The 22240-nt window shown below is 57.1% G+C and carries 17 protein-coding genes; 9 read left to right on the top strand and 8 right to left on the bottom strand.

Annotation, left to right across the window (positions count from 1 at the left end):
- The first annotated feature begins 548 nt into the window (after positions 1 to 548).
- The 5 genes from ABH945_RS18305 (at position 549) to ABH945_RS18285 (ending at position 9683) form a co-directional block, all read left to right on the top strand.
- Positions 549 to 1271, top strand: a complete 723-nt coding sequence (locus ABH945_RS18305; protein ID WP_429251432.1) for a hypothetical protein — start codon at positions 549 to 551, stop codon at positions 1269 to 1271.
- 1112 nt (positions 1272 to 2383) lie between these two features.
- The gene (locus tag ABH945_RS18300) at positions 2384 to 3988 is read left to right on the top strand and encodes a TniQ family protein (RefSeq protein ID WP_429251431.1); all 1605 of its coding nucleotides are present in this window, start codon (positions 2384 to 2386) and stop codon (positions 3986 to 3988) included.
- Complete coding sequence (locus tag ABH945_RS18295; RefSeq protein WP_429251430.1) at positions 3967 to 4896, top strand: hypothetical protein; 930 nt, start codon at positions 3967 to 3969, stop codon at positions 4894 to 4896. Before ABH945_RS18300 ends, ABH945_RS18295 begins: the two co-directional genes overlap by 22 nt.
- A 546-nt stretch (positions 4897 to 5442) precedes the next feature.
- The gene (locus tag ABH945_RS18290) at positions 5443 to 7746 is read left to right on the top strand and encodes a hypothetical protein (protein WP_429251429.1); all 2304 of its coding nucleotides are present in this window, start codon (positions 5443 to 5445) and stop codon (positions 7744 to 7746) included.
- 1148 nt (positions 7747 to 8894) lie between these two features.
- Complete coding sequence (locus tag ABH945_RS18285) at positions 8895 to 9683, top strand: metallophosphoesterase (protein ID WP_429251428.1); 789 nt, start codon at positions 8895 to 8897, stop codon at positions 9681 to 9683.
- Positions 9684 to 9758: 75 nt separating this feature from the next.
- Here ABH945_RS18285 and ABH945_RS18280 read toward each other — a convergent pair whose 3' ends face one another.
- The 8 genes from ABH945_RS18280 to ABH945_RS18245 form a co-directional block, all read right to left on the bottom strand.
- Positions 9759 to 10178 carry a histidine kinase gene (locus tag ABH945_RS18280; protein WP_429251427.1) on the bottom strand — a complete coding sequence of 140 codons (420 nt, stop codon included), beginning with the start codon at positions 10176 to 10178 and terminating at the stop codon, positions 9759 to 9761.
- A gap of 51 nt (positions 10179 to 10229) precedes the next feature.
- Positions 10230 to 10985 (bottom strand): COG4705 family protein, encoded by a 756-nt coding sequence (locus tag ABH945_RS18275; protein WP_429251426.1) that lies wholly within the window; start codon positions 10983 to 10985, stop codon positions 10230 to 10232.
- Positions 10986 to 11272: 287 nt separating this feature from the next.
- Entirely contained in the window at positions 11273 to 12400 is a 1128-nt protein-coding gene (locus ABH945_RS18270; RefSeq protein WP_171910315.1) for a porin, read from the bottom strand.
- A gap of 182 nt (positions 12401 to 12582) precedes the next feature.
- Positions 12583 to 13278, bottom strand: coding sequence for a response regulator (locus tag ABH945_RS18265; RefSeq protein WP_429251425.1), 696 nt, complete (start codon positions 13276 to 13278; stop codon positions 12583 to 12585).
- 33 nt (positions 13279 to 13311) lie between these two features.
- The gene (locus ABH945_RS18260) at positions 13312 to 14694 is read right to left on the bottom strand and encodes a sensor histidine kinase (protein ID WP_429251424.1); all 1383 of its coding nucleotides are present in this window, start codon (positions 14692 to 14694) and stop codon (positions 13312 to 13314) included.
- 47 nt (positions 14695 to 14741) lie between these two features.
- Positions 14742 to 15782, bottom strand: coding sequence for an ABC transporter substrate-binding protein (locus tag ABH945_RS18255; protein WP_429251423.1), 1041 nt, complete (start codon positions 15780 to 15782; stop codon positions 14742 to 14744).
- Between the two features lie 159 nt (positions 15783 to 15941).
- Positions 15942 to 17336: a sensor histidine kinase gene (locus ABH945_RS18250; RefSeq protein WP_429251422.1), complete on the bottom strand. Its 1395-nt coding sequence runs from the start codon at positions 17334 to 17336 to the stop codon at positions 15942 to 15944.
- A complete protein-coding gene (locus tag ABH945_RS18245; protein WP_074771196.1) occupies positions 17326 to 18003 on the bottom strand; it encodes a response regulator in 678 nt (225 codons plus the stop codon). The genes ABH945_RS18250 and ABH945_RS18245 overlap by 11 nt, the downstream gene beginning before the upstream one ends.
- 249 nt (positions 18004 to 18252) lie before the next feature.
- Here ABH945_RS18245 and ABH945_RS18240 point away from each other — a divergent pair, with 249 nt between their 5' ends.
- The 4 genes from ABH945_RS18240 (at position 18253) to ABH945_RS18225 (ending at position 22239) form a co-directional block, all read left to right on the top strand.
- Positions 18253 to 19272 (top strand): ABC transporter substrate-binding protein, encoded by a 1020-nt coding sequence (locus ABH945_RS18240; RefSeq protein WP_429251421.1) that lies wholly within the window; start codon positions 18253 to 18255, stop codon positions 19270 to 19272.
- Positions 19273 to 19311: 39 nt separating this feature from the next.
- On the top strand, positions 19312 to 20106 hold the full coding sequence (locus ABH945_RS18235; protein WP_007178237.1) for an ABC transporter ATP-binding protein: 795 nt from the start codon (positions 19312 to 19314) through the stop codon (positions 20104 to 20106).
- Positions 20107 to 20122: 16 nt separating this feature from the next.
- Positions 20123 to 20986, top strand: coding sequence for an ABC transporter permease (locus ABH945_RS18230; protein WP_074770184.1), 864 nt, complete (start codon positions 20123 to 20125; stop codon positions 20984 to 20986).
- Positions 20987 to 21318: 332 nt separating this feature from the next.
- The gene (locus ABH945_RS18225) at positions 21319 to 22239 is read left to right on the top strand and encodes a class I SAM-dependent methyltransferase (RefSeq protein ID WP_429251420.1); all 921 of its coding nucleotides are present in this window, start codon (positions 21319 to 21321) and stop codon (positions 22237 to 22239) included.
- Position 22240: the final 1 nt, after the last annotated feature.

Genomic DNA, 22240 nt, shown 5'->3' with positions numbered 1-22240 from the left:
TTCAAATACCAGCTACGGACCAGCTTCGGGCGGCACTGCAACACCGTGGTGTAGCAGCCGACCGAGAGCTGTGGCACGCAGACACCGCTCAAAAGCTTGACGCAATGTCCTCGTTTCGTACGTCTTTTCTGTCGACGGAGGAGAGCACCACATTCGTGGAAATCGTACTCGGTAGAGTGCGTCGGCATCTGGCATTGAAGAATTTCGGAGACGAACACTATCGTAGGTTCTACCATCAGACCGTTAATGTAATGAGAGGAGCATCATTGGTTCCGCTTCCTCCTTCGATGGCGTCTCTTAAGGGAGGGTGTCTTTCACTTATTGGGCCGTCAATGACTGGCAAGACGGCGCTCTTACAGCGCATTCGCGCAATGCTCGGCTCACCGTTTCAGGTCTCATCGCGGACGCGCGCGTCTTCGAGCGAGCCCGCGCCCGCTCTGATTAACGTGATTCCATCCTTGAATATAAGATATCCTGAATGTAACACCCTAAAGGGATTTCTCAGGGACATGCGGGAGCGCCTCATTCCGTGCATTAGCACCGATGAGATGCCGCCGCAGAAGGTTCTGACCGACTTGCTGGGAGCGAATGGTGACAATGCGGCAATCGCCGCGTGTATCTTGCTGAACGTCAGCCTGATTACGGTTGACGGAGCAAATTTCAATTCGATTGGCGGAAATCCTTTCGAAATTCCGGCCTTCCTTCTTAAGCTGCAAGAATACTCAGGTATACCGGTTTTGTTTTCCGGCACGTGTGCATTTATGCACTTTATGTCGCTAAAAGGCAGTCCAAGTGCAAATCTGTTTGGTGAGCCGTCGCTTCATTTGGACCCGAACGAAGCGCCGAAACTCGGCGAAGACCAGCGGCCGGTAGGCGAAGGTGTTTGGTATCAAAAGAACGTATGGTACTGGTCATTAGGCATGTTCTCTCGAGATATTCCGATGCCGGAATATCTGCCGGTGTGGACTTATCGCGCGGCGCGAGGTCGAGATGGTTGGCTCGCAGAAGGCTTTGAGGCATTGCACACTGAGCTTATTAAAAAGCCGCGCCTGCTCGAGCCGGAGAAGCTGACGGAGGAGGCCGTCACCAAAATATTTGAGTTGCGGTTGCGAGCGCAAAGGGAGGCGCGCGTCGCCATAACGCAACAACAGGAGCAGGACTACGTCGAAGACGAGGAAGATTTCTTCAACTTCATGGACCACTTCCCGCTCTCTTTTATTCGGAACAAGACGAACAAAAGCCGGATTCGCGCCGCGATGGGGTCAAGATGAACCGTGTCCATTCGAACGTTCTGTTTATGCCGGCGTTTCCCGACGGCGAGTTGGTTCCTCATTTTCTACGGCGCTTATGTCATGGTGCGCATTCGCTTTCGGCGCCGCCCGCGAGTATGGGGCTGCTCGACACCCCTCCGGTGCTCAATGCGATGCCGAATGACCTTGCTCGGTTCCATTGTGAGTTTGGTCACCTGTACGGCACTATCGATGAGCTATTGGACCGCCACACGCTGTGTGACCTGCACTGCTGCGGGCTGCCGGTAGACCGTATTGGTCTTCAGAGAGCAAGGCTCAAAAGAAAACTGTTCACGCCCACCAGATTAAGCCGTTTGCCTGTTGTACTTGCTCCGACCGAGTGGACGGACTTGCGGTGTCCGGAGTGTGAAGTCGAGCAGGAGCGAGAATATGGTTTCTCGTTCACGCATCGGTGTACGGAGCCGCCATTCGTTGAGGTATGCGGCATTCACGAAACGGCATTGAGGATTCGTTCGGAAGATGCGTGCCCGTACGAAGCTTGTCGCCGGAATGTTCCGAGCAATCGGCAACAAAATATGGCGCTGGAATACTCCCGACGGGTTTGCGTCGCAGTCGAGATGCCGGCGGCTCAGTCCCAGTACCACAAGGACTCTGTTGCAGAGCGGCTCCTCGTCTCGGGCTGGGCCTCACCTGCTCGACGTGTGTATTTCGATGACCTGCTGCCCCGATTCTCCTTCTTTTTCAAGGACGCGTTCTCTGACGGGCGACTAGCTCAGCTTGTGGAGCGGCCCGAGTTAGTTGACACCGCTGTTCGGGCGTTATTTCGAGGGGACCGAAGTGTCCATCCAGTCTGGTGTGTCCTCATGCTCTGGTTCGCAGAGAACTGCTGGCGTGAGCGGTGCGTAAGGGAGAGTCGCCCAAGTTCACGACGTTGTCCACGAATAATCAAGGAGTCTGACTGTGCACGGGATAAGCGCTCGCAAATGCACTGAGCACGGCGCCGTGCTCAGCTTGCCGGTAATTGGCCCAGTGCGAACCGACCTAGGTGAGCGATGCCTTATATGAAACGACTGATGGCGCCTTTCATAGGAAAGGCATGTTGGATACAGAATTCTAGTTCAGAGGTTTAAGCAGTGTCGAGTTGGTACGAATCAAGCTTTTTCTTTAAGTTGCAGATAAGGGATGAAGAAGACATCGCTGGATTTTTTATGAATCATGCGTCCATGAGGACTTCTAGAGAGCATAAAGATACTAGGACGGGGACAAAAGAACTTTCGTTGCGCTTTCCGCAAAACCTGGCAGAGGTCGTCGAGAGCTTTCCGAATGAATTGCCAGGCGTCGAGCACGTCATTGACAAACACACCCGGTTCAAGATTTATCGAGCTTTCATGGACGAGCTTCAGGCGAAAGAAATGTATGACTATCACCTTCATGGGATACCAACGGCGAAGCTCCGCTCGTTTGGAACGCAAATGTTGAAGCTGAAGAGAGACATTAAATTCTGTCCAGATTGCGCGGAGGATGACTGCGCCAACTACGGATATTCAATTTGGCGTCGAGGGCATTTAATGCCTGGAGTTTTGACATGCGTCACTCATCAAAGAATGCTAGTGACATTTTGTGAATACTGCGAATCGAAGTTCGGTTGGTTGATGCCTGCTTCTCAGCCGACTCTGCGATGCTTGTGCGGTGGGGCTCTTAAGTCGGTTGCGCGAGTAGGAGATATTGATGTCGCCAAGTCGATTGACATTGCGACGATGGCAGAAGACCTGCTTCGCGATGCAGCCCCGAAACGACTGACGTCAGAGAACTTGTCTTCTGCAATTGGCCGTCAGCTTGGTACGGGTTCGCTCCAGGACTTGCGCAGACGGCTTCGTGATGCGCTATGCAGCACCGTCGGGGAGAAGGCAGTTGAAATGATGGGAGTCCGTGAGACGACGCTCGACCGTTTTATTGGGCGGCAAGCTAATTTGCGCCCGGTACGAAATCCAATCCAAAACTTGGCCGTCATTCGTGCACTTTTCGGCGGCTGGCAAGGTTTGAAGCATGCAATGGATGAAATCGAGCCGATAGAAGCCAAAGAGCGCTCGCGTCGCCCTTTCGTGCGAGGGGAGAAGTCGGCGGAGGGACTTCATCGAAGAAAATATGTGGAGCACTACCGCGGTCTGACAACTGGTGAGGCCTCGGCTTTGCGAGACAAACATCGTAGGTGGCTACTTAACATTATTGGCCAGGACCCTTCAGTGAGGCGAATGGATTTGGCGAAATTTTCAGGCTATTGGCCGGCAATAAGGCATCTATTAGGAATCGACAGCGAATGGTTTGAACGTACATTGCCTGACCGTAACGCGCTAAAAAGTGGCCGGAAATCGCAACAAATGCGTGTCGCTAAGCAGGTTGCGCAGGTTGTGGCCCATATCTTTGAGCGTCGAGACCTCGCTATAAAAACACGTCCAATGTCTCGAATCGCGAAGAGGTATTTGGTATCCGCTGTCCGTGGCGCATATAGGAGTCGCGGAGTGACCAGTCATCCTGACGTCGAGAAAGCGCTCAAAGATTGCATCGACACGCATGAATCATGGCGAGCGAGAGTCACGCGAGACATCGTTGAGCGCGTTCGTCTTCTTCGCTCAGATGGACATAGATGGTCTGATGAATCATGGTGGAATGCAAGAAGAAAGGAAGCGTTCTTTAACAATTCTAGTAAGGCAAAGCGATGGCTGAGTCAAAACAAATAATTGTCGGCGACTGTAGTCATCTCCCATTCTCGCGAGGCGAGGCGGCGAGATTGCGCGCATATAGGAACGAGGTCGAGACCAAGGTCCTGTTTGACCCCTCACAGGCAGAGAAACTTTTTCTGCGTAGGTTGGGGGGGCGTCCCGTCCTTGATTGGCCGGTAGCGCTGCCGCCGCGCGACCCGCGAGGTGTTGAGGGCGCGGAAACGTTCGAATGTTGGAAGAATGCAAGCGCAAGCAAAGTGGGAATTGCCGGTTCGTATTTCAGCTTTAAGGCTGGAGGCAAAACAGCGCTTCACTCACATCTCGAAGCAAAGCTGCTGCGTTACTTCGAAATGTGCCCATTCGTTACAGAAATACGCACGCAGTACCCTTCATGGGACCGTCAGAAGTACCTCTGGAGCTGCGAGCGTGGCCAGCGTATGCGCAAATCGGATGTGATGACCGTCGACTTCATGCTTACTTTGCAAATTCCCGGCTACCCCTTCAGGGTTTATCACGGTGTATCGGGAAAGCCCGCAGCATTGGTACACGACGAGGCAGTATTGAGGCGGCATCGCCGCGAGGAGGGCAACCTATGGAAGTGGAGATGTACGCATGAGGTCATGACCGAAGAGACGATTCCGGAAACCGAGTTCAGGAACTATCGGCGCCTGTTCGCGTTCATGCTGCATACCGAGGATATCGGAAAGGACGCGCTTGCAGCAAAGGAGTTCGCCTGCGCGCTTTACGCGACAAATGCAAGCGGCAGTCTCGAGCGTGTATTGGGCATCATTGCTAAGCGCTTCGGATGGAGTCTTGCTCGTGGTTATAGACTCTTCGGCATCGGGCACTTTCTCGGTCATCTCACATGGGACCACCGATATCTGCTGGGCCGCGACCGCCCCATGATGTTAGCTAGGAAGTATTGAAGATGAACCCGAACCGCACTAGCTCATCGGTGTTTTCTGAGGGTTGTCGCCGCGACGCCTTGAGCTCCGCGCCCTGCGGAATTTGCGTCCTTGTTGGTGATAGGAAGACACGAATAGCGTGTCGATTTCTCCGCGACGGCGGTGCCTCGGCGGGGATGAAGGGGCTCGGTCAGTCAGCGAAACGCGGCATCGGGTTGCGCACGCGGCCTACGGCAACCACATTTCGATTCAAGTGGACACCTGACGATGTGGTCTGTCTCATTAGGGGAGGTCGATTGCATTTCATCAACGAGGAATGCATGCCTCGTCAGATGTTGGTCGAATCCATTCCGGAGCGAATCGCAAGCATCGTTGGATATCGGGATTGCAGAGTGATTGCCGAGCCTTTGGCGTATGTCAAGGCGTTCCGTGATGCGGGCAACCTTCATGGCCTTTCAGTTCCGACGATGCGCAAGCGGCGGGAAATAAATTTCTTCTATGGCAGGCGTCCGAATGCGACGATAAGTCAGGGAGCGCGATGCGGTGGCAAAGGAGGCGCTGGCAGTTATGGATACGACTAATTCTCCTTCGGCTACGGGACGAGATGAAGTTGGCGCATCTTGCCTCAAGCTCAGTCGACACGGCACTTGGTTCCATATCGGTTCTGCCGGCAAGCAGACAGCCTATCGGTTCCTCTGCGAAGACGGTGCCTGGGTGTGGATGATGAAACTCGGTGAGCAGACGGAGCACGGCATCAAGTTAAACCCACCGCCTAAAACAATGAAGCTTCGAGTCAGGTGGAAGGCCGCGTATGTTCGAGACCTGTTACGGACTGGACGGCTATATCAAGCCACCGAGCGAGGTATTCCTCCGGAGATGCCCACGGAGGCTATTCTGGACGGCATTGATGCTGAGCTGGACAAGAAGCGTTCGCTGGTGACGTATATTTGCGCTCATTGGGGTGACTCTGTCATTACGGACCCGGCTGCATACGCAGAGGCAATTTCCAACGCAGTTGATATCTACGATGTCGCGGCTCCAACGGCACGGAAGTGGCTGGAGATGCATCTTTTCTATGGAGAGCACCCTAACGCGACGATGCAGCACAGCTGGCGGAAAGGAGGACCGGGCTCGTCACGACGTAACCTGCGCGACGAGTCGGGGAATTACGTTACGAACTTGGGACGTCCTACCGACAATGAGCGCCTTGACAGCAATACACGACATAAGCGTAGGCGCCTTTTGCCTCCGCTCGCCGTAGCGTGGGAGCGTTTCATCCGTGTACAAGCATGGGAGAACGATGACCCAATTACGATGATTCTCGGCCGCTTTAAGATAACGCGCGTTGCATATAACCGTGCTGCAGACGGTGCAACAAGGGCGTACCCGGTTGACCCGAAGTATTTGCCTGAGGATGCAAATATGTTGCGTTTCGGGCGACCAATTCTCTATGCTGCGCGCCACGAGCGAGACGAGGCGCGGAAGTACGAGGCCGGTCGTCGTCGGCAGCTCAGTGGTGGGAGCTCACGCGATTTGGTCGACGAGGAACTGTCTGTCCTCGATATTGATGCGACGCCCGCAGATATCTATTTGCGCTATGGAAGCGAGACTATCTTCATCGATGGAGTAGGCAAGCCAACCGTCTTCATTGCAAGCGACCGCGGAAGCAGTGCAATCGTCGGGTGGTACGTCACTTTTGGAACGGAGAACGGCGACGGGTATAAGAGCTGCATTTTCTCTGCTTACACGCCGAAGGAGCGCGAACTACTCAAATGGGGTGTCCCGAACTTGGCAGGTTTGGTGTACGGCTGCGCAAGCCAGATTTTCATCGACAGAGGACCTGGTATATCGAAAAAAACACAGGCGGCAGTGGTAGCACGTCTGCGAACTGATTCCTTGATGGCGCGGCCGGGCGACCCGAGAGGTAAAGGGCTTGTCGAAGGAATTATGCGTTATTTTCAAGACGAGGTTGCCCTTATCCCGGGCTCGACTCGTCCCAGAGGGAATCCAGATGCTGACAGGCGGCGCAGAATGAACGCGAAAAAAGATGCCATTCTGACGAAAGAATCCTTCATGCGTGCGTTGCTGACTGCTTTCAGTAAATGGAATACGTCGGCTGACGTCAGGCATCTGCTCACCCCCGACATGATTAAGGCTGGGTGGGTCAAGCCTATCCCTGCCGACATATATCGGTATTACAAGGGCATCCGTACTGATAGCTACGAATGGGATTGGTCAGAAGAGAGAATCTTCTTGACGCTTTGCGAGAAACATAATCGTGCGGCGCCGGGCGGAGTTGTGACGGTGGGTCGACGGCTCTACACCTCCGAGGGCCTAAAAGGCATGGCTCGAGCGTTCGAAAGCATGAATCGCGGGTCTAAACCGATTGGTTCCTATACCGCTACTGTCTATGAAATCCCCAATGCACCCCTACACCTTCTTTGGTTGAAGCCAGATGGGACGCTGAGCTGCTTGGATGCGACTGAAGCGACAAAGAAGCAGTTTCACGATGATTCGCGAGGCATACATGATTTCCTGACCATGGTTGGGAACGCGAGAAAGCGAGTGGCAGCGCATGCCAACAGGAGAAATCTGACGGTCGAAAGGGTGATAAATAAAGATGCGCTATCTGCGGCGAAGCAGAAGAAAATTGACGACATGGAGAAGAACGCGCATCTCGTCGACAGTAGGGAAACGGCCGTCGACAAGCGGAGGAGAGCGACCTCGGCCGCCGCAGCGGAGCGTGTTGCAGACTTGCGTGCCCAGTTTGGGCTAGCTGGCGAACAAGCGCCGCAGGTCAATCCGGGCAATGAGATAGGTGCCGAGTATTCTTCGGTCGATGATTCGCAGAAGTTGATTCTTGATTTTTGAAGTTCGCGGCGTGCGCTCGGACTAGGTCGACCTAATTTTGCCGAGCTTCTAGTCCGAAGCGGTGAAGTGAAAAATCCCACTGTCATCCAACTAGGCACCGCGACCAGTGCTTCGGGCACGGTTTCGATTGTTCGTCGAATTGCATCAGAGGATGCGACGCACGCCGGATAGTAGGAACGTCCGCTCACTTCGGCGGAAGAGGCAACGATGCGCCGATGTGAGTCTCATGGCGTGACAGCAAAAGTGTCCTTTGAAAAACCGTCGCACCACGCAGTTCGAGGTCCGCAGTGAGTCTTCGACGATTGGATGGAGCCACAGCGATGAACGTCTCGGCGTTTCGCATATCTTGCGCTGACTGCCTCTCTGGCGACAAATCGTTCTTCATCGAAGCCGCGCGGCTTGTCGCGGGCGCTCGACTGCGGAGACCATGCTTAAATCCGCTGGGCAGCCATTCGACTCATTTTTGCTGCATCCATAGTGGCTCAATCCCGCACTCGAGCAGGATGGCTCGGGCGGCAGCGCCGAACACGTGACTCAATGACCTGTCGGCAGTCATGGACGGCAAATCAAGGGGCGATGGGTTCGCGGCATAACCGCGTCAATCGCAGCATGACGAGCTGATTTGTTCGTTGCGTTGGCGACCGACAGACTAAGCCAGCCGCGGAAAATCTTGTGCGAGAGGGGGCGGCGGAAACTGGGTTCGCATTCGCGACGCCTTGAAGGCTAGGCAGAAAAAACATCCTAAGTGTTTTCCGGGTCGGTTCAGCCGGAACGCCTTGCTAGGCAGGGCGAGAAACGCATCTATTATTTTGTGCCCCACTTTGGGGAATCGGTCGTATAAGGGGGCGTTTGACGACCGGGAGACGGAGGTCGAGATGGCGCAAATCCTCACTGGGCTTGGCTCGCGCCGTATCATACTCTGGTAGGGAAACGTTTTTATTATCTCGGGACACGTGCCTGGCTGGAAAGCCGCGGTGCCTCCGCGCATCGGCGGAATAAGCGCTTCTTAAGCTGTTTGCTGTAGAACGGAGCCTTGCTGCAGGCCGTTGATCGTACCGCCGTGGCGCAAGTGACTTACATCAGTTGTGGCCGCCGGCAAACGATGCCTGCGTTGTCGGCCATTCCGGCCCATCACCCGATCAGAATAAATGCGCATACAGATTGCTTCAGATCTGCATCTCGATGTCGTGGAGAGCAGATGCATCGACATATCGCCGCTGGACGTTGCAACCGATGCCGACGTCCTCGTACTCGCGGGCGACATTCATCGCGGCACCGGTGCGGTCGACGCCTTCGCGAATTGGCCGGTCCCTGTGGTCTACGTATCGGGGAATCACGAGGCATACGGATCACGCTACTCCGCGCTCGTGGACGGACTTCGCGCAAAAGCAGCAAACACACAGGTCAGATACGTCGAGCGTGAGGCGATCGTGATAAACGGTGTGCGGTTTCTCGGCAGTTGTCTCTGGACCGATTACGAACTGTATGGAGACAGCGCATCGTCGATGGACTACGCGCGGCAGCATATGTCCGACCATTCGTTGATCTGGATGACGCATCACGAACGCTTTGCGCCTGAGCACGCATTGGTCGAGCATCGCACATCGATTGACTGGCTGACTCGTGAACTGGCGGTGCCTTTCGATGGCAAGACGGTTGTGGTGACGCACCATGGTGTTTCCCCGGATTCGATCCACCCTCGTTTTCTCGACCATCCGGTTAATGCAGGATTTCTCAGCGATCGTCGTGATCTGCTCGATCAGGCGGATTTATGGATTCATGGGCACGTACACGACTCTTTCGACTATCGTCACGGTAAAGCGCGCGTCGTTGCGAATCCGCGCGGCTATCCGTTAGCGGTTGATTGCGGCGGCGTATCGAAGCAGATTCGCTGGGAAAACGACGCGTTCTGCGCGACGAAGGTCGTCGATATCTGATCTGCTTTCTGTTGCGAAATACGTGCGTTGCCGCCAAGGCAACCGAACTTTTCCTCGCAGGCCAGGCAGAGCGCTTCAGCGGGCTCCGCTCATCCGGTCCATGGTTGCGAGCAATTCACTGAGCGACTGCTTGCATTGCGCCGCGTCGGGCGTGCTCGCGCGCAACGCACTCAACGACCGGTCGATTGCCTTGTCGACGACGTGCCAGTCCGATGCCGCGCGCGGCTTGAGCGAAGCCTCGGCATCGTCCCACGCCAGTTCGAGATCTTTGATTCGAGCCTTGCCGCCCTTCAGGTCGCCTTTGTCGACCAGCGCCGCCGTATCCGCTGCGATCTTGCGGAACGGCGACAGGTCGCCGAGCTTCGACGCGCTGACCGACTCGGCGGCATTCGCGGATAACACAGCAATGCCATTTCTATCGATATGTCCAAAGCTGACGGCGGACAATGCAATGAACGAGCCGATGATGGTTTGACTGAGGGTTCGTTGGTTCATGATAGGTCGTGCTCTTAAAGTTGACGGGAGAATGATCGAGGTGTTTCTGGTTCAGGACTCGCGCGCGGTATCCGGCTGATCGGGTCGACGTCCGGTGAAGGTGGCGAGCAGAACCAGAACGACAATGGCAAGAAGAAAGACCACGCTCGTGTTGATCGTGCCCAATCCCATTCCGCCGTACGTACGGGACTGCGACAGCAGATCGCCGAACGATGCGCCGAGCGGCCGTGTCAGGATGTACGCGAGCCAGAATGTCAGAACCGGGTTGCCGCCTGCATAGTAGATCGCGCTAATCAACGCGATCAGCGCGCTGAATGCCACGACACCGATCATGAATCCGAGTCCGAGTGCTTCAGTGGCGAGATCGCCGGCGGCAGTGCCCAACGCGAAAGTGAACAGCACGGCGGCCCAATAGAAAAGTTCTCTGCGCGTCGTGAAAATGGTGTGAATGGAGAGCGTTCCCTCGCGGCGATACCAGAGCGCAAATACGACAATCAGCGCGAGAGCGAAAACAATTGTGCTGACGTAAAGGCTGATGTCGAGTTTGTCGGTCAGTGCATCGGTGATTTGGGTTCCGACGACACTCACGAGGACTACCGTGAGCCAGTAGATCCACGGTACGTATTTGCGCTGTCGAAGCTGAAGTGCGAGCGCCGCCAATAAAAGCGTCACCATGATGCCGTCGGTCAATGCGACACCCAGGCCCGCGTGGACAGCAAGATAGTCCGCACCGGTTTCGCCGACTGTCGTTGCCATGATCTTGATCGCCCAGAAAACGAGTGTCGCCTCGGGTACTTTATTGCTCATCAGAGCAGCGCGATATGTCGAGGTTTCGAGCAACTTGATTCTCCTGTCGATAAGTACCGGATGCGGTATGCCGATCAATGCATTTGCAACTCAATTAATGAGCCGACTATGCATTCGAGAACCTTAAGTAAGGCTTATGGAAGGAATGGGTTGAATTGCGATTGCGACAGAGGTTTCTTTTGCGGGAGTTCCTGCGTTTCGCGAAGAACCTTAGGAGATGCTTAACGGAGGAGGGGGCCGCCGCGCTGGAGTGGCGGCAGCCCATCTGGAGGGAAAAGTGGAGCGGATTAGAAGCGGGTACGAATACCCGTGGTCAGCTCCAACTGGTTCTTTGCGCCGAACGTCGTTGCGACGACGTAACCGTTGTGCAGTTTCATGTAGTCACCGGCAACATAGAGTTCAGTGCGTCGCGACAGGTGATAGAACACCGACGCGTATAACGTTTCCTTGTAGCCGCTGCCCGTGCCGGTATCGGGATTGAAGCCGAGGTTGGCATTGGCCGTACCACCGTTGTCGTCGAATGCGGCATTGGAAGCGTGCATCTGCTGATAGCCGATTGCGTAGTCGAGCGGTCCTTTCGGCGACAGTTTGAACGAGACTGTCCATGCATTGTCACGACGCTGACCGAGTGCGCCCTGATCGCCGGTGTAGTGGAAATAGCCGGCGTTCACGCGAAAAATGCTGTACGTGTAGTTGCCGCCGATCGAATAGGCTTTGTTCGTGAAGCCATTGTTGTTCACGTGGTTGTAGAACGTGGAGAGGTTGAACGGCCCTCCGTTATATCCCAGTGCTCCTGTGTAGGTCGCGTTGTTGCCGAAGCTTGTCTTGTTGCCGAACGCATAACCTGCGGCGGCGAAGATGCCGTTCGTAAAGAGCTTTTTCCACACCAGGCCGTTTTCATAGCGTGTGCCGGTTGCACTGCCCGCGTAGAAGATCAGTTGCTTGAAGTTATTGGTGTTGGTCCAGCCGCCTTCTTCCGTGCTCAGCGACGCGCTGGTGTAGGGGTCGCCGTAAATGGCGGCTGCATCGCGTGCCACGGTGTTCTGGAAGCCCGCTGTGAATTTGCCGAAGGTCTTGCTCTCGACGCCGACCCACGCGTCGCGGTCGAATAGCTGACCGGGGTCTTCCATGCCGCCGTCGCTCACGCGGTATTCCGCTTCGAGACGGAAGATCGCTTTCAGGCCGCCGCCGAGATCTTCCGAGCCTTTCATACCGAAGCGGCTGCCGCTAAACCAGGGCTCGCCGTTGATCCCCATTGAAATGGCATGCCGTCCATCTGCGTTCGCATTGGTTTGATACGACACTGCGCTGAGATCCATCAAACCGTAAAGCTGTACGCTCGATTGAGCATGAACACTGCCCACTGCCAATGCACTGCTGCTTGCCACCAGCAACAGCCTGGTTTTTTTCACCATCGTCTCCTCCAATGCAGCTATGTTGAATTGATTTGAAATCCATTGAGTAGCAGAGCCAAGGATAGTCAGACCAACCCTTCACGCCTCTTTCGCGGAAGTGCGACGAATGTCAGTGAAAACACCAGAAACAATACGGTTGACAGAGTAGGGTCAAGCGAGCCGATTAACGATGCCGAGAATGGTCACGCGGCGGCAAACACCTCGCGCGGTTCTTCTTCGCGCAAGATGTAGCCGAGTCCGCGCAGTGTCATGATCTTTGCCGTCGAATCGGCAAGATGCTTGCGCAGGCGGTGAATGTAAATGTCGATCGCGTCTGCACTCGGTTCATCGTCGAGAGCAAAGACTTTGTCGATGAGCGTGGATTTGGAAACGGTCTTGCCCTGCTTTAGCATCAGCGTTTCAAGAATCGCATGTTCGCGGCGGCGCAAAGGCAGTGGCTCGTTTCGCAACACGAATTCACGCGAGTCGAACAGATAACGCAAATTGCCGCATTCGATGGACTGCCCTTTGTCACCCGTCGCCTGACGGCGAATCAATGCCTTGATGCGTGCCACCAGTTCGCGTGCATCGAACGGTTTGACGACATAGTCGTCCGCGCCAGCAGAGAAGCAGGCCACTTTGTCATCGGTCGAGCCGTTCGCGGTGAGCATCAGCACCGGCACGTTATCGCGTTTGCGTCGCAGACGCGCAAGCACGGCCTTGCCGCTGATGCCGGGCAGGCGCAGATCGAGCAGCACGGCGTCGTAGCACTGCAGGCTGAGCAGCGTTTCGGCGCGTTCTCCGGTCTGCGCCCAGTCGATCGAAAATTGTTCGACCTGCATCAGGTTCGTGACCCAGCGCGCGAGATCGGCGTCATCTTCAACGAGCAGCAGTTTCATGGTTCTCCCTCATTCGGCGAGTTGTGTGGCGCTTTACGTTGCGCCCGCCCATACGCGCATTTCGACTGTCGCGACAAGGCCGACGCCGTCGGCATTCGATTCAAGCGTGACGGTTCCACCCTGTCGGTGTGCAATTTCCCTCACGATAGGAAGGCCGAGTCCCGTTCCTTCCGCGTGACTCGACGCACGATAGAATCGTTCGAAAACACGCGCTTGCGCTTCGGCTTCGATACCGGGTCCGTTGTCGATCACGCGCACGATTGCCATGTCGCGGCAACGCTGCGTCTGGACGGTGACGCGTCCGCCCGGTTGCGTATATCGCAACGCGTTGTCGACCAGATTCGTCACGAGGGCGGCGGTCAATGCTTCGTCGCCGGTGACGAACAGATCGTCGTCAAGCTCGGCACCCAGATCGATGTCGCGGGATTGCGCGAAAGCAATCAACTCCTCCAGTACACCGGCGGTTAAAGCGTGTAGATCGACCCGTTCGCGCGCACCGGACGGCGCCGCCGATTCGGCCTGCGCGAGCAACAGCAGTTTGTTGGTCAACGTGGTCAGCTTGCGGCTGCTTTTGTGCATGCCCGCCAGCGCTTCGGCGAGCGGTACGTCGCGGTTGTCGCGCTGTCGTGCGAACTGGATTTGCGCCACCAGCAGTGCGAGCGGCGTGCGCAACTGATGCGCAGCGTCGGAGATGAATTGCCGCTGGGTGGCGGCCTGTTGCCCCATTCGCGCAATGCACTGATTGATGGCCTCGACAATCGGCCTCAATTCGACGTGCAAACGTGCGACGCGAATAGGTTCGAGTTGGGATGGTTTGCGATCGGCGACATCGTCTTTTACTTTCATCAACGGCAGCAGTTCGAAGGTCAGCCCGAGGTACACGAATACCATCGCGAGCACTAGCGTGAGCACTTCGCTGAACAATTGCGGACGCAGCAGATGCCACACCATCGCGTCACGTGAGCCTTCGGTCTTCGCGACTGCAACCACGACTTCTTCGGTGCGTCCTGAATCGTAAAGCTGCCTCACATACGCGACGGCGCGCAGCGCGCGTCCGTCTTCGAGACGGGTGGAATAGAGCGTGGGCGCGTCGCCTGCGTGCGGCGGCAACGGTAACTCGGGATTACCTGCCAGCAGCCGGTGGCCGCTCGCCTCGACGCGATAGAAGACACTGTCCTGCTCCGGCGACTCGAACAGTTCGAGTGCGGCAGGCGGCACCTGGATCGACACCGAGCCGTTATCCCAATCGATATCCTCGCCAATGATCCGCATCGACGACAGCAGCGCATTGTCCTGCACGAGATCGGCCGTGGTCTGCGCGAAGCGGTATGAAATCGCGCCGGAAATGGAAACGAATGCCGCGAGAGGCAGCAGAAGCCACCACAGCAATCGTCCGCGCAAACTGCCTGAAAACACGATGGATTGTCCCTTGTTATTTCAAGCCGGCGCGTCATGCGATCCGTTCACGGCTTGACGCCGTTGACGAACTGATTGGTGAATGTCCGCGACAGATCGATATGCCGGCTCTTCACTGATGGTTTGAACGCCGACAGCACTTTCAGCACAGTTTCCGGTCCGTCGGCAGGCATCTTGCCGTCCACTGTGAACATCGGCAGCGAAGCCTTTAGCGCGCTCAAATAAAGCGCCTTGTCGTTGCCGGCATAATCCTTCGGCATTTGCGCGGCGATTTCTTCGGCGCTGTGCGTATGCAGATATTGCAGCGTCTTCACGAAGGCACGCGCGAGTGCGGTAGCTTCGGCGGGATGTTTGTCGAGCCACGTGCTTTGCACGTAGAGGCTCGAAGCCGGATACGTGCCACCAAGGGCCGCGCGGGTTCCTTCGACATTGCGCATATCCACGAGAACCTGTGCGTCGCCGGTCTTCAGCAACTGCGAGACGGTCGGCTCAGTGGTCATGCCGGCGTCGATATGTCCCTGCCTGATTGCTGCGATAAAACTATGGTCCGCGCCGACCGGCAGCACGTTGTACTGCGAAGCCGGCACACCGTTAAGTTTCGCCAGATATTGCGTCAGAAAATTGGTCGATGACCCGAGGCCGGTTACGCCGAGTGTTTTACCCTTGACGTCCGCCATGCTTTTAATCGAGCCGGCGGCTTTCCTGGAAACCATCATCACTTCGCCCGGCACCTGGCCGAACACGACGATCGCCTTCACTTCCTTGCCTCGGGTTTGCAGATCGATAGCGTGGTCATAGAAGCCGGCCACCGCCTGAACGCTGCCCGCCAGCAACTCGGTTTCTGCGTCGATACCGGCCGGTTGAGACTGCAATTCGACGTCGAGCCCTTCGGCCTTGAAGTACCCCAGCCGCTCGGTGAGTTGCACCGGCAAATAGATGAGCTTGGAGATGCCGCCGACCATGACAACGATCTTTTCCGGCACGTCTGCGCGCGCCGGCGAAGCCGGTTGCGCGAGCAGACAGAGCGTGACTAACGTCGCAGCCGTGGCGCGGGCGGCGCGCGAAAGTCGCGTCGAAGGACGAGTCATTGTGAGTTTTGTCTCCGTTATATCGCGCATCGTCGAGTGGCATTCGATGGCGTGCTGCCAGAAATTCTAGCGGCTCAAATCCTTCGCAATGCTTTCGCCAGTGCGTGTTTCTTTCTGATTGCGGGTTTATCCCGAGTACTTTTATTTGAGGCGGCGGATTCAGCCGGTCGACGCGCGCAGGGCATTGGCGCGCGGAAACGTGACGCTGATGTCGACGCCTTTGCCTCCGTCGCCCGGCTTCAGGCTGATCTCGCCTTGATGCGCGTCGGCGATTTCACGCACGATCGCAAGGCCCAAACCTGTGCCGTCGGTATCTGTCGAGGCCCGGAAAAACGGTTCGAACACCCGGCTGCGCGACTCGGCTGGAATACCCGGACCGTCGTCGAGCACACTGACGGCGACGGTATGCGCGGTGGCGTTGACGGCGACAGTGACGTGACCGCCGCTGCCGGTATAGCGGATCGCGTTCTCCGCGAGGTTCTGGATCAGCGCCTGCAGCAAGCCCCGATGACCCGCCACCGCTGCAACGCCGGTCAGTTCGGCGCCAAGGTCGATACCACGCGCCTGCGCGAGGAGCGCGAGGTCTTCCACGACCTCCATCGCAAGCGGCACGAGGTCGACGCTCTCTACCGCGAGTTGCGTCGTGTCGGCCGCTTCGGCTTGCGCCAGCAGCAGGAGTTTGTTGGTGAGCCCGACCATCGAACGATTGCTACGATGCATCGCAGCGAGCGCTTCGTCGAGCGCGGGATTCAGGCCGTCCTGCTGTCGCGCGAACTGCAACTGCGTGCCGAGCAACGTGAGCGGTGTGCGCAACTGGTGCGCGGCATCGGCGATGAAGCGGCGCTGCGCGGCCACCTGCACGCCGAGCCGCGCAATGCACTGATTGATCGCTTCGACGATAGGCCGCAATTCGGTATGCAGCCGTTCGACCCGAATCGGTTCGAGTTGCATCGGATCGCGGTCGGCGACATCGTCTTTCACCTTCATCAGCGGCCGCAATTCGAAAGTCAGCCCGATGCAAACCAGCGCCACTGCCAGCACGATCATCTCGATCTGCCGCACGAGTTGCGGTTGCCATAGCTGCTGGGCCATCGCATCGCGCGAGCGGACAGTTTTGCCGACCGTCACCCGCACGCGGCGCGTCACGCCATTGTCGTACATCAGACGCACGAGGCCGACTGCGCGCACTGGCTTGCCTTGCAGCGCGGTATCGTAGTGATCGGGCGTGTCGGGCGCCTGCGCGGGACGCTGCGGGAAATCCGGCGTACCCGCGAGCAAGGCTCCGTCTTCGACGCGCACGCTGTAAAAAACCTGATCGCGATACGGCGATACGAATATTTCGAGCGCGGCGGGCGGCACATCGACACGCAGAAAACCGTCCAGCCATTCCACTTCGCCCGCGATCATGCGCGCCGACGAAATCAGCTGATTGTCCTGCACCAGATCTGCGGTGCGCCTGGCGTTGTCGTATTCGGCCTTGCCGGTGACGAACACATATAACGCGAGCGGCACCAGCAGCCACCACAGCAGGCGCATGCGCAGGCTATTGGTCATCGTCTTTCTTGCGCAGCAGATAACCGAGCCCGCGTAACGTCACGATTGCGGCCGAACTGCCGTCGAGCTTCTTGCGCAGACGGGAAATGTAGATCTCGACCGCGTCCTCGCTCGGCTCGTCGGCGAGCGTGAAGATCGCGTCGACCAGCGCCGGTTTCGTCACCGTTTTACCGAGCCGCAGAATCAGCGCTTCGAGCACCGAGCGTTCGCGCGGCGTGACATTGAGCGGCGCGCCTTTCAGCGTGAACTGGCGTGTGTCGATGTGAAACGCGAGATCGCCGCAGATCACCTCGCTCGCTTTCGACGGCGACTGCCTACGGATCGCCACCTTGATTCGCGCAATCAGCTCGCGCACTTCGAACGGTTTGACCAGGTAGTCGTCTGCGCCCGCGCCGAGCAGTTCCACCTTTTCGTCGATCGACCCGCTCGCGGTCAGAATCAGCACAGGTGTCGCATCGCCGCGCTGACGCAAACGGCGCAGCACGTTCTTGCCCGACAGCTTCGGCAGATTCAGGTCGAGCAGGATCACATCGTAGCGACTGGTGCTCAGCAAACGGTCGGCGGCGTCGCCGTCCTGCACGGTGTCGAGCGCGAACGCTTCCTGCTCCAGCATCTTCGCGAGCCAGTGCGCCAGGGTCGGATTGTCTTCTATGAGCAGCAGTTTCATCACGGACACGGCAAAAGTCAGGTCGTCGATTGTGCCGTAAAACAAGGGCTTTGCGCGCTTTACGTGTGGTTGGGAGTACACATGCTCGCGCATCCCGGTGACCTGTCGCGGCGTTGCGGGTTAACACCCATGAATTGGGTACTCCCCAGAAAGCTGGCAGAAGGTTTCGCATTTCTATAATCGCCGTCATCTATTCAGAAAGCGCCGCGTGCACTGCCCAGCGGCGACCAAACCTAAGGAGACTGCATCATGCGTAACTTGCGCCAGATCGCTGCTGTGTCAGGTGTTGCGTTTGCTCTTGCTGCTGCGTCGGCCGTCGCTCACGCCGAAAAACTCACGATCATGGTCGGCGGCGCCACCAAGATCATCTACCTGCCGGCCAAGCTCACCGAACAGCTCGGCTATTTCAAGGACGAAGGGCTCGACGTCGAAATTCTCTCGCAACCGGCAGGCGTCGATGCGGAAAACGAACTGCTGGCGGGCGCGGTGCAAGGCGTGGTGGGCTTTTACGACCACACCATCGATCTGCAAAGCAAGGGCAAGGAGATTCAGGCACTCGTGATTTTCGGCCAGGTGCCGGGTGAAGTGGAAATGGTCGCGACCAAATCCGCCGACACGCTCAAAAGCATGGCCGACACAAAGGGCAAGACGCTTGGCGTGACCGGACTCGGTTCGTCGACCAGCTTCCTCACGCAATACCTCGCGCAGCGCGCGGGCGTGCCGTCGACGCAATACACATTGTTGCCGGTGGGCGCCGATAACAGCTTTATCGCGGCCATCAAGCAGAACCGTATCGATGCGGGTATGACCACTGAGCCGACCGTCTCCCAGCTGCTGAAAACGGGTGACGCGAAGGTGCTGGTCGACATGCGCACGCTCAATGGCACACGGGCCGCGCTGGGCGGCACGTATCCGGCGTCGAGCTTCTATGTTCAGCGCGCGTGGGCCGAGTCGCATAAGGACGACGCGACGAAGCTCTCGCACGCTTTCGCAAAAACGTTGAACTTCATCGCGACCCACAGCGCGGAAGAGATCGCCGACAAGATGCCGAAGGACTACTACGGCAGCAACCGGGACCTGTATGTCGGCGCGCTGAAGGCGTCGCTGCCGATGTTCACGAAGGACGGCAAGATGCCCGCCGATGGCCCGGATACCGTGCTGAAAGTACTGTCGGCGTTCAATCCTTCGGTGAAGGGCAAGCATATCGATCTGGCGAAGACGTACACCAACGACTACCTGTCGGCCCCGGTCAGGACGGCGGCGAAATAACGCCCATTCAACATCACGAAAACAGCGAGGCATCAGCCGATGAATCAACCTATGTCACGCGATACGCCCGCCATTGAAATGCGCAACGTATCGTGCCGTTTCATCTCGCCCGACGGCAAGGCGACAATCGCATTGCGCGACTTCAGCATGTCGGTGGCACGCGGCGAGTTCGTCGCCGTGGTCGGGCCGACGGGTTGCGGAAAGTCCACGACCCTCAGCATGATTACCGGGTTGCTGAAGCCGACCACCGGTGAAGTGCGCGTCATGGGCGCACCGGTGGACGGCATCGATCCGCGCATCGGCTTCGTGTTTCAGGCCGACGCGGTGTTCCCGTGGCGCTCGGTGCTCGACAACGTGGCAGCGGGTCCGCTGTATCGCGGCCGCTCGAAATCGGCCGCTTATGACGAAGCCAACGAATGGCTGCGCCGCGTGGGCCTCGACAAGTTCGGCAAGCACTATCCGCATCAATTGTCGGGCGGTATGCGCAAGCGGGTGGCGCTGGCGCAGACGTTCATCAACAAGCCGGAAATCCTGCTGATGGACGAACCGTTTTCCGCGCTCGACATGCAGACCCGCACGCTGATGCAGGATGAACTGCTGCAATTGTGGGGCGGTGCCGGTTCTGTCGTGTTCGTCACGCACGATCTCGAAGAAGCCATTGCGCTCGCCGATCGTGTGTTCGTGTTGACGGCGCGTCCCGCTACGTTGAAGAAGGTGTACGAAATCGATCTGCCGCGTCCGCGCGTCACATCGGAAGTTCGCTACGACCCGCGTTTCATCGAGATTTCGCGCGATATCTGGCATGACCTGCGCGAAGAAGTGCAGATCGGTTAATCAAGGAACGGCAAACATGTCTACTACCCCTCAACAGATGATGCCTTCCGGTATCGATCCCACGTCGCTCGCTCAGGTCGAACGGGTTGCGCAGAAGCGTATCCGTCAGCGTCATGCTTTAGTGATTTCGCTACGCGTTCTCGTTCTCGTAATCGTTCTTGGCGGCTGGGAACTGTCCGCGCGGCTTAAGTGGATCGATCCATTTTTCTTCTCGATGCCTAGCGCGATTTTCGAACAGATCGTCGACTGGTTCGTGAACGGCACGTCGCAGGGTCCGTTGCTGACACAAGTGTGGGTCACGCTCGAAGAAACCGGGCTCGGCTTTATTATCGGCTCGGTTGCCGGTGTGTTTTGCGGCATCGTGCTGGGCCGCAATAAGCTTCTCTCCGACGTATTCAGCCTCTACATCAAGATCGCCAACTCGATTCCACGAGTGGTGCTCGGCTCGGTGTTCGTGATTGCACTGGGACTCGGCATGGCATCGAAGGTGGCGCTGGCGGTGGTGATGGTGTTCTTCGTCGTATTCGCCAACGCGTTTCAGGGCGTGCGTGAGGCCGATCGCTACATGATCGCCAATGCGCAGATTCTCGGTGCATCGCGTCGCCAGGTGACCACATCCGTGGTGATTCCGTCGGCGCTGAGCTGGATTCTCGCGAGCCTGCATGTGAGCTTCGGTTTCGCGCTGGTCGGTGCGGTAGTCGGCGAATTTCTTGGTTCGAAGCAGGGTATCGGGCTGCTGATTTCGACCGCACAAGGTGCGTTCAATGCCAGTGGCGTGTTCGCCGCGATGATCGTGCTGGCGGTGGTCGCACTCGCTGCGGACTATCTGTTGACTGCCGTCGAACAACGGCTGTTGAAGTGGCGTCCGGCGGCGGTTTAAACAGGCTTAGGCGTTGATAACGCTATCGCAGTAGAGAGAGTGGTCATTGAGAATGTCGCCCGGTTCGAGACCTGGCGGCATTTTTTTATGGGCGTGCGTTGTTTAACTGAAACCGTGCGTTGAAACTTCAGCATCGACGACATTCGCGTCCGGGCACTCGAAACAATGGCAGAGAAGATTCATCCTCAAGCCGGCTTTCCACAGAGTCGCCTTTAACCTCAGGCTTTCTTAAGGTCCATTCACTATATTCACGAATCGCGTGAATCCACGGTTGACGCGAGCATTCCCTCCAGGACGCGCTGGCGATCTAACCAATCTTCGAAAAACGATCAATGAACATTCCGCAGCATGCAAACCCCGACTTGTGGCGACAGTGGTTGCTATGCGACCGTTTTGCTGCCGACCATGAGCACGAGCGGCAATTGCGCGCGGAAGTCGCCAGAATTGCAGACCGTGTGCTGGATGCAGCGAAACTTGCGCCCGGTACAACGCTAGTGGATGTGGGAACCGGCGACGGCCTGCTGGCGTTTCGGGCAATTGCGCGGATTGGCGCAACTCTTGGCGTGTATCTAGCCGATGTTTCTCCGCTGTTGCTGGAGCACTGCCATTCCGTTGCGACAGAACGCAACATTGCGGATCAATGCACGTTCCTTCAATGTTCCGCCGATGATCTGAAAGAGATACCGGATGCGACTGTCGATGCTGTCACCACGCGCGCGGTGATCGCCTATCTTCCAGATAAGGCGAAAGTACTGCGCGAGTTTCATCGCATATTGAAGCCCGGTGGCCGAATCTCCATCGCTGAGCCTATTCGCCGCGACGAGGCCTTCGAGACACTTGCCCTGCGCAAATTCATCGATGCAGGACCGGCGGTTTCGGACGATCGTTTTTTCCGGCTGCTGCATCGCTGGAAAGCTACCCAGCTTCCCGATACCGAAGAGGATATTGCCGCCAATCCGATGACCAATTTCAACGAGCGCGATCTGGTTCGTCATGCATTGGACAGCGGTTTCGCCGACATTCACATGGAGTTTCATATTGACGTTGTCCGTTCGCTGATCCGCTCGTGGGACCTTCTTCTGAAGAGCACGCCGTTTCCATGGGCACCGCCACTAGGGACGTTTCTGGAACAGGCGTGTTCAGATGACGATCGCATGCTGTTCGAGAAAATATTCCGGCCTCGTGTCGATTCGGGTCAACTTTTCGGGCCGGAACGAACCGCTTATCTCAGCGCAATCAAGCCGGGAAAGTGAA

This window comes from Paraburkholderia sp. GAS333 (genome assembly GCF_050435665.1).
In the GTDB taxonomy this organism is placed as follows: domain Bacteria; phylum Pseudomonadota; class Gammaproteobacteria; order Burkholderiales; family Burkholderiaceae; genus Paraburkholderia; species Paraburkholderia fungorum_A.
The sequence above is the reverse complement of the archived record's forward strand: the minus strand, read 5'-3'. Positions and strand labels throughout refer to the sequence as shown.

Excerpts from the sequence above, each read along its gene's own strand:
- ABH945_RS18305 (WP_429251432.1), top strand. The coding sequence starts at position 549 with ATGCCGCCGCAGAAGGTTCTGACCGACTTGCTGGGAGCGAATGGTGAC.
- ABH945_RS18295 (WP_429251430.1), top strand. The coding sequence starts at position 3,967 with ATGGCTGAGTCAAAACAAATAATTGTCGGCGACTGTAGTCATCTCCCA.
- ABH945_RS18290 (WP_429251429.1), top strand. The coding sequence starts at position 5,443 with ATGGATACGACTAATTCTCCTTCGGCTACGGGACGAGATGAAGTTGGC.
- ABH945_RS18285 (WP_429251428.1), top strand. The coding sequence starts at position 8,895 with ATGCGCATACAGATTGCTTCAGATCTGCATCTCGATGTCGTGGAGAGC.
- ABH945_RS18280 (WP_429251427.1), bottom strand. The coding sequence starts at position 10,178 with ATGAACCAACGAACCCTCAGTCAAACCATCATCGGCTCGTTCATTGCA.
- ABH945_RS18275 (WP_429251426.1), bottom strand. The coding sequence starts at position 10,985 with ATGAGCAATAAAGTACCCGAGGCGACACTCGTTTTCTGGGCGATCAAG.
- ABH945_RS18270 (WP_171910315.1), bottom strand. The coding sequence starts at position 12,400 with ATGGTGAAAAAAACCAGGCTGTTGCTGGTGGCAAGCAGCAGTGCATTG.
- ABH945_RS18265 (WP_429251425.1), bottom strand. The coding sequence starts at position 13,278 with ATGAAACTGCTGCTCGTTGAAGATGACGCCGATCTCGCGCGCTGGGTC.
- ABH945_RS18255 (WP_429251423.1), bottom strand. The coding sequence starts at position 15,782 with ATGACTCGTCCTTCGACGCGACTTTCGCGCGCCGCCCGCGCCACGGCT.
- ABH945_RS18250 (WP_429251422.1), bottom strand. The coding sequence starts at position 17,336 with ATGACCAATAGCCTGCGCATGCGCCTGCTGTGGTGGCTGCTGGTGCCG.
- ABH945_RS18245 (WP_074771196.1), bottom strand. The coding sequence starts at position 18,003 with ATGAAACTGCTGCTCATAGAAGACAATCCGACCCTGGCGCACTGGCTC.
- ABH945_RS18240 (WP_429251421.1), top strand. The coding sequence starts at position 18,253 with ATGCGTAACTTGCGCCAGATCGCTGCTGTGTCAGGTGTTGCGTTTGCT.
- ABH945_RS18235 (WP_007178237.1), top strand. The coding sequence starts at position 19,312 with ATGAATCAACCTATGTCACGCGATACGCCCGCCATTGAAATGCGCAAC.
- ABH945_RS18230 (WP_074770184.1), top strand. The coding sequence starts at position 20,123 with ATGTCTACTACCCCTCAACAGATGATGCCTTCCGGTATCGATCCCACG.
- ABH945_RS18225 (WP_429251420.1), top strand. The coding sequence starts at position 21,319 with ATGAACATTCCGCAGCATGCAAACCCCGACTTGTGGCGACAGTGGTTG.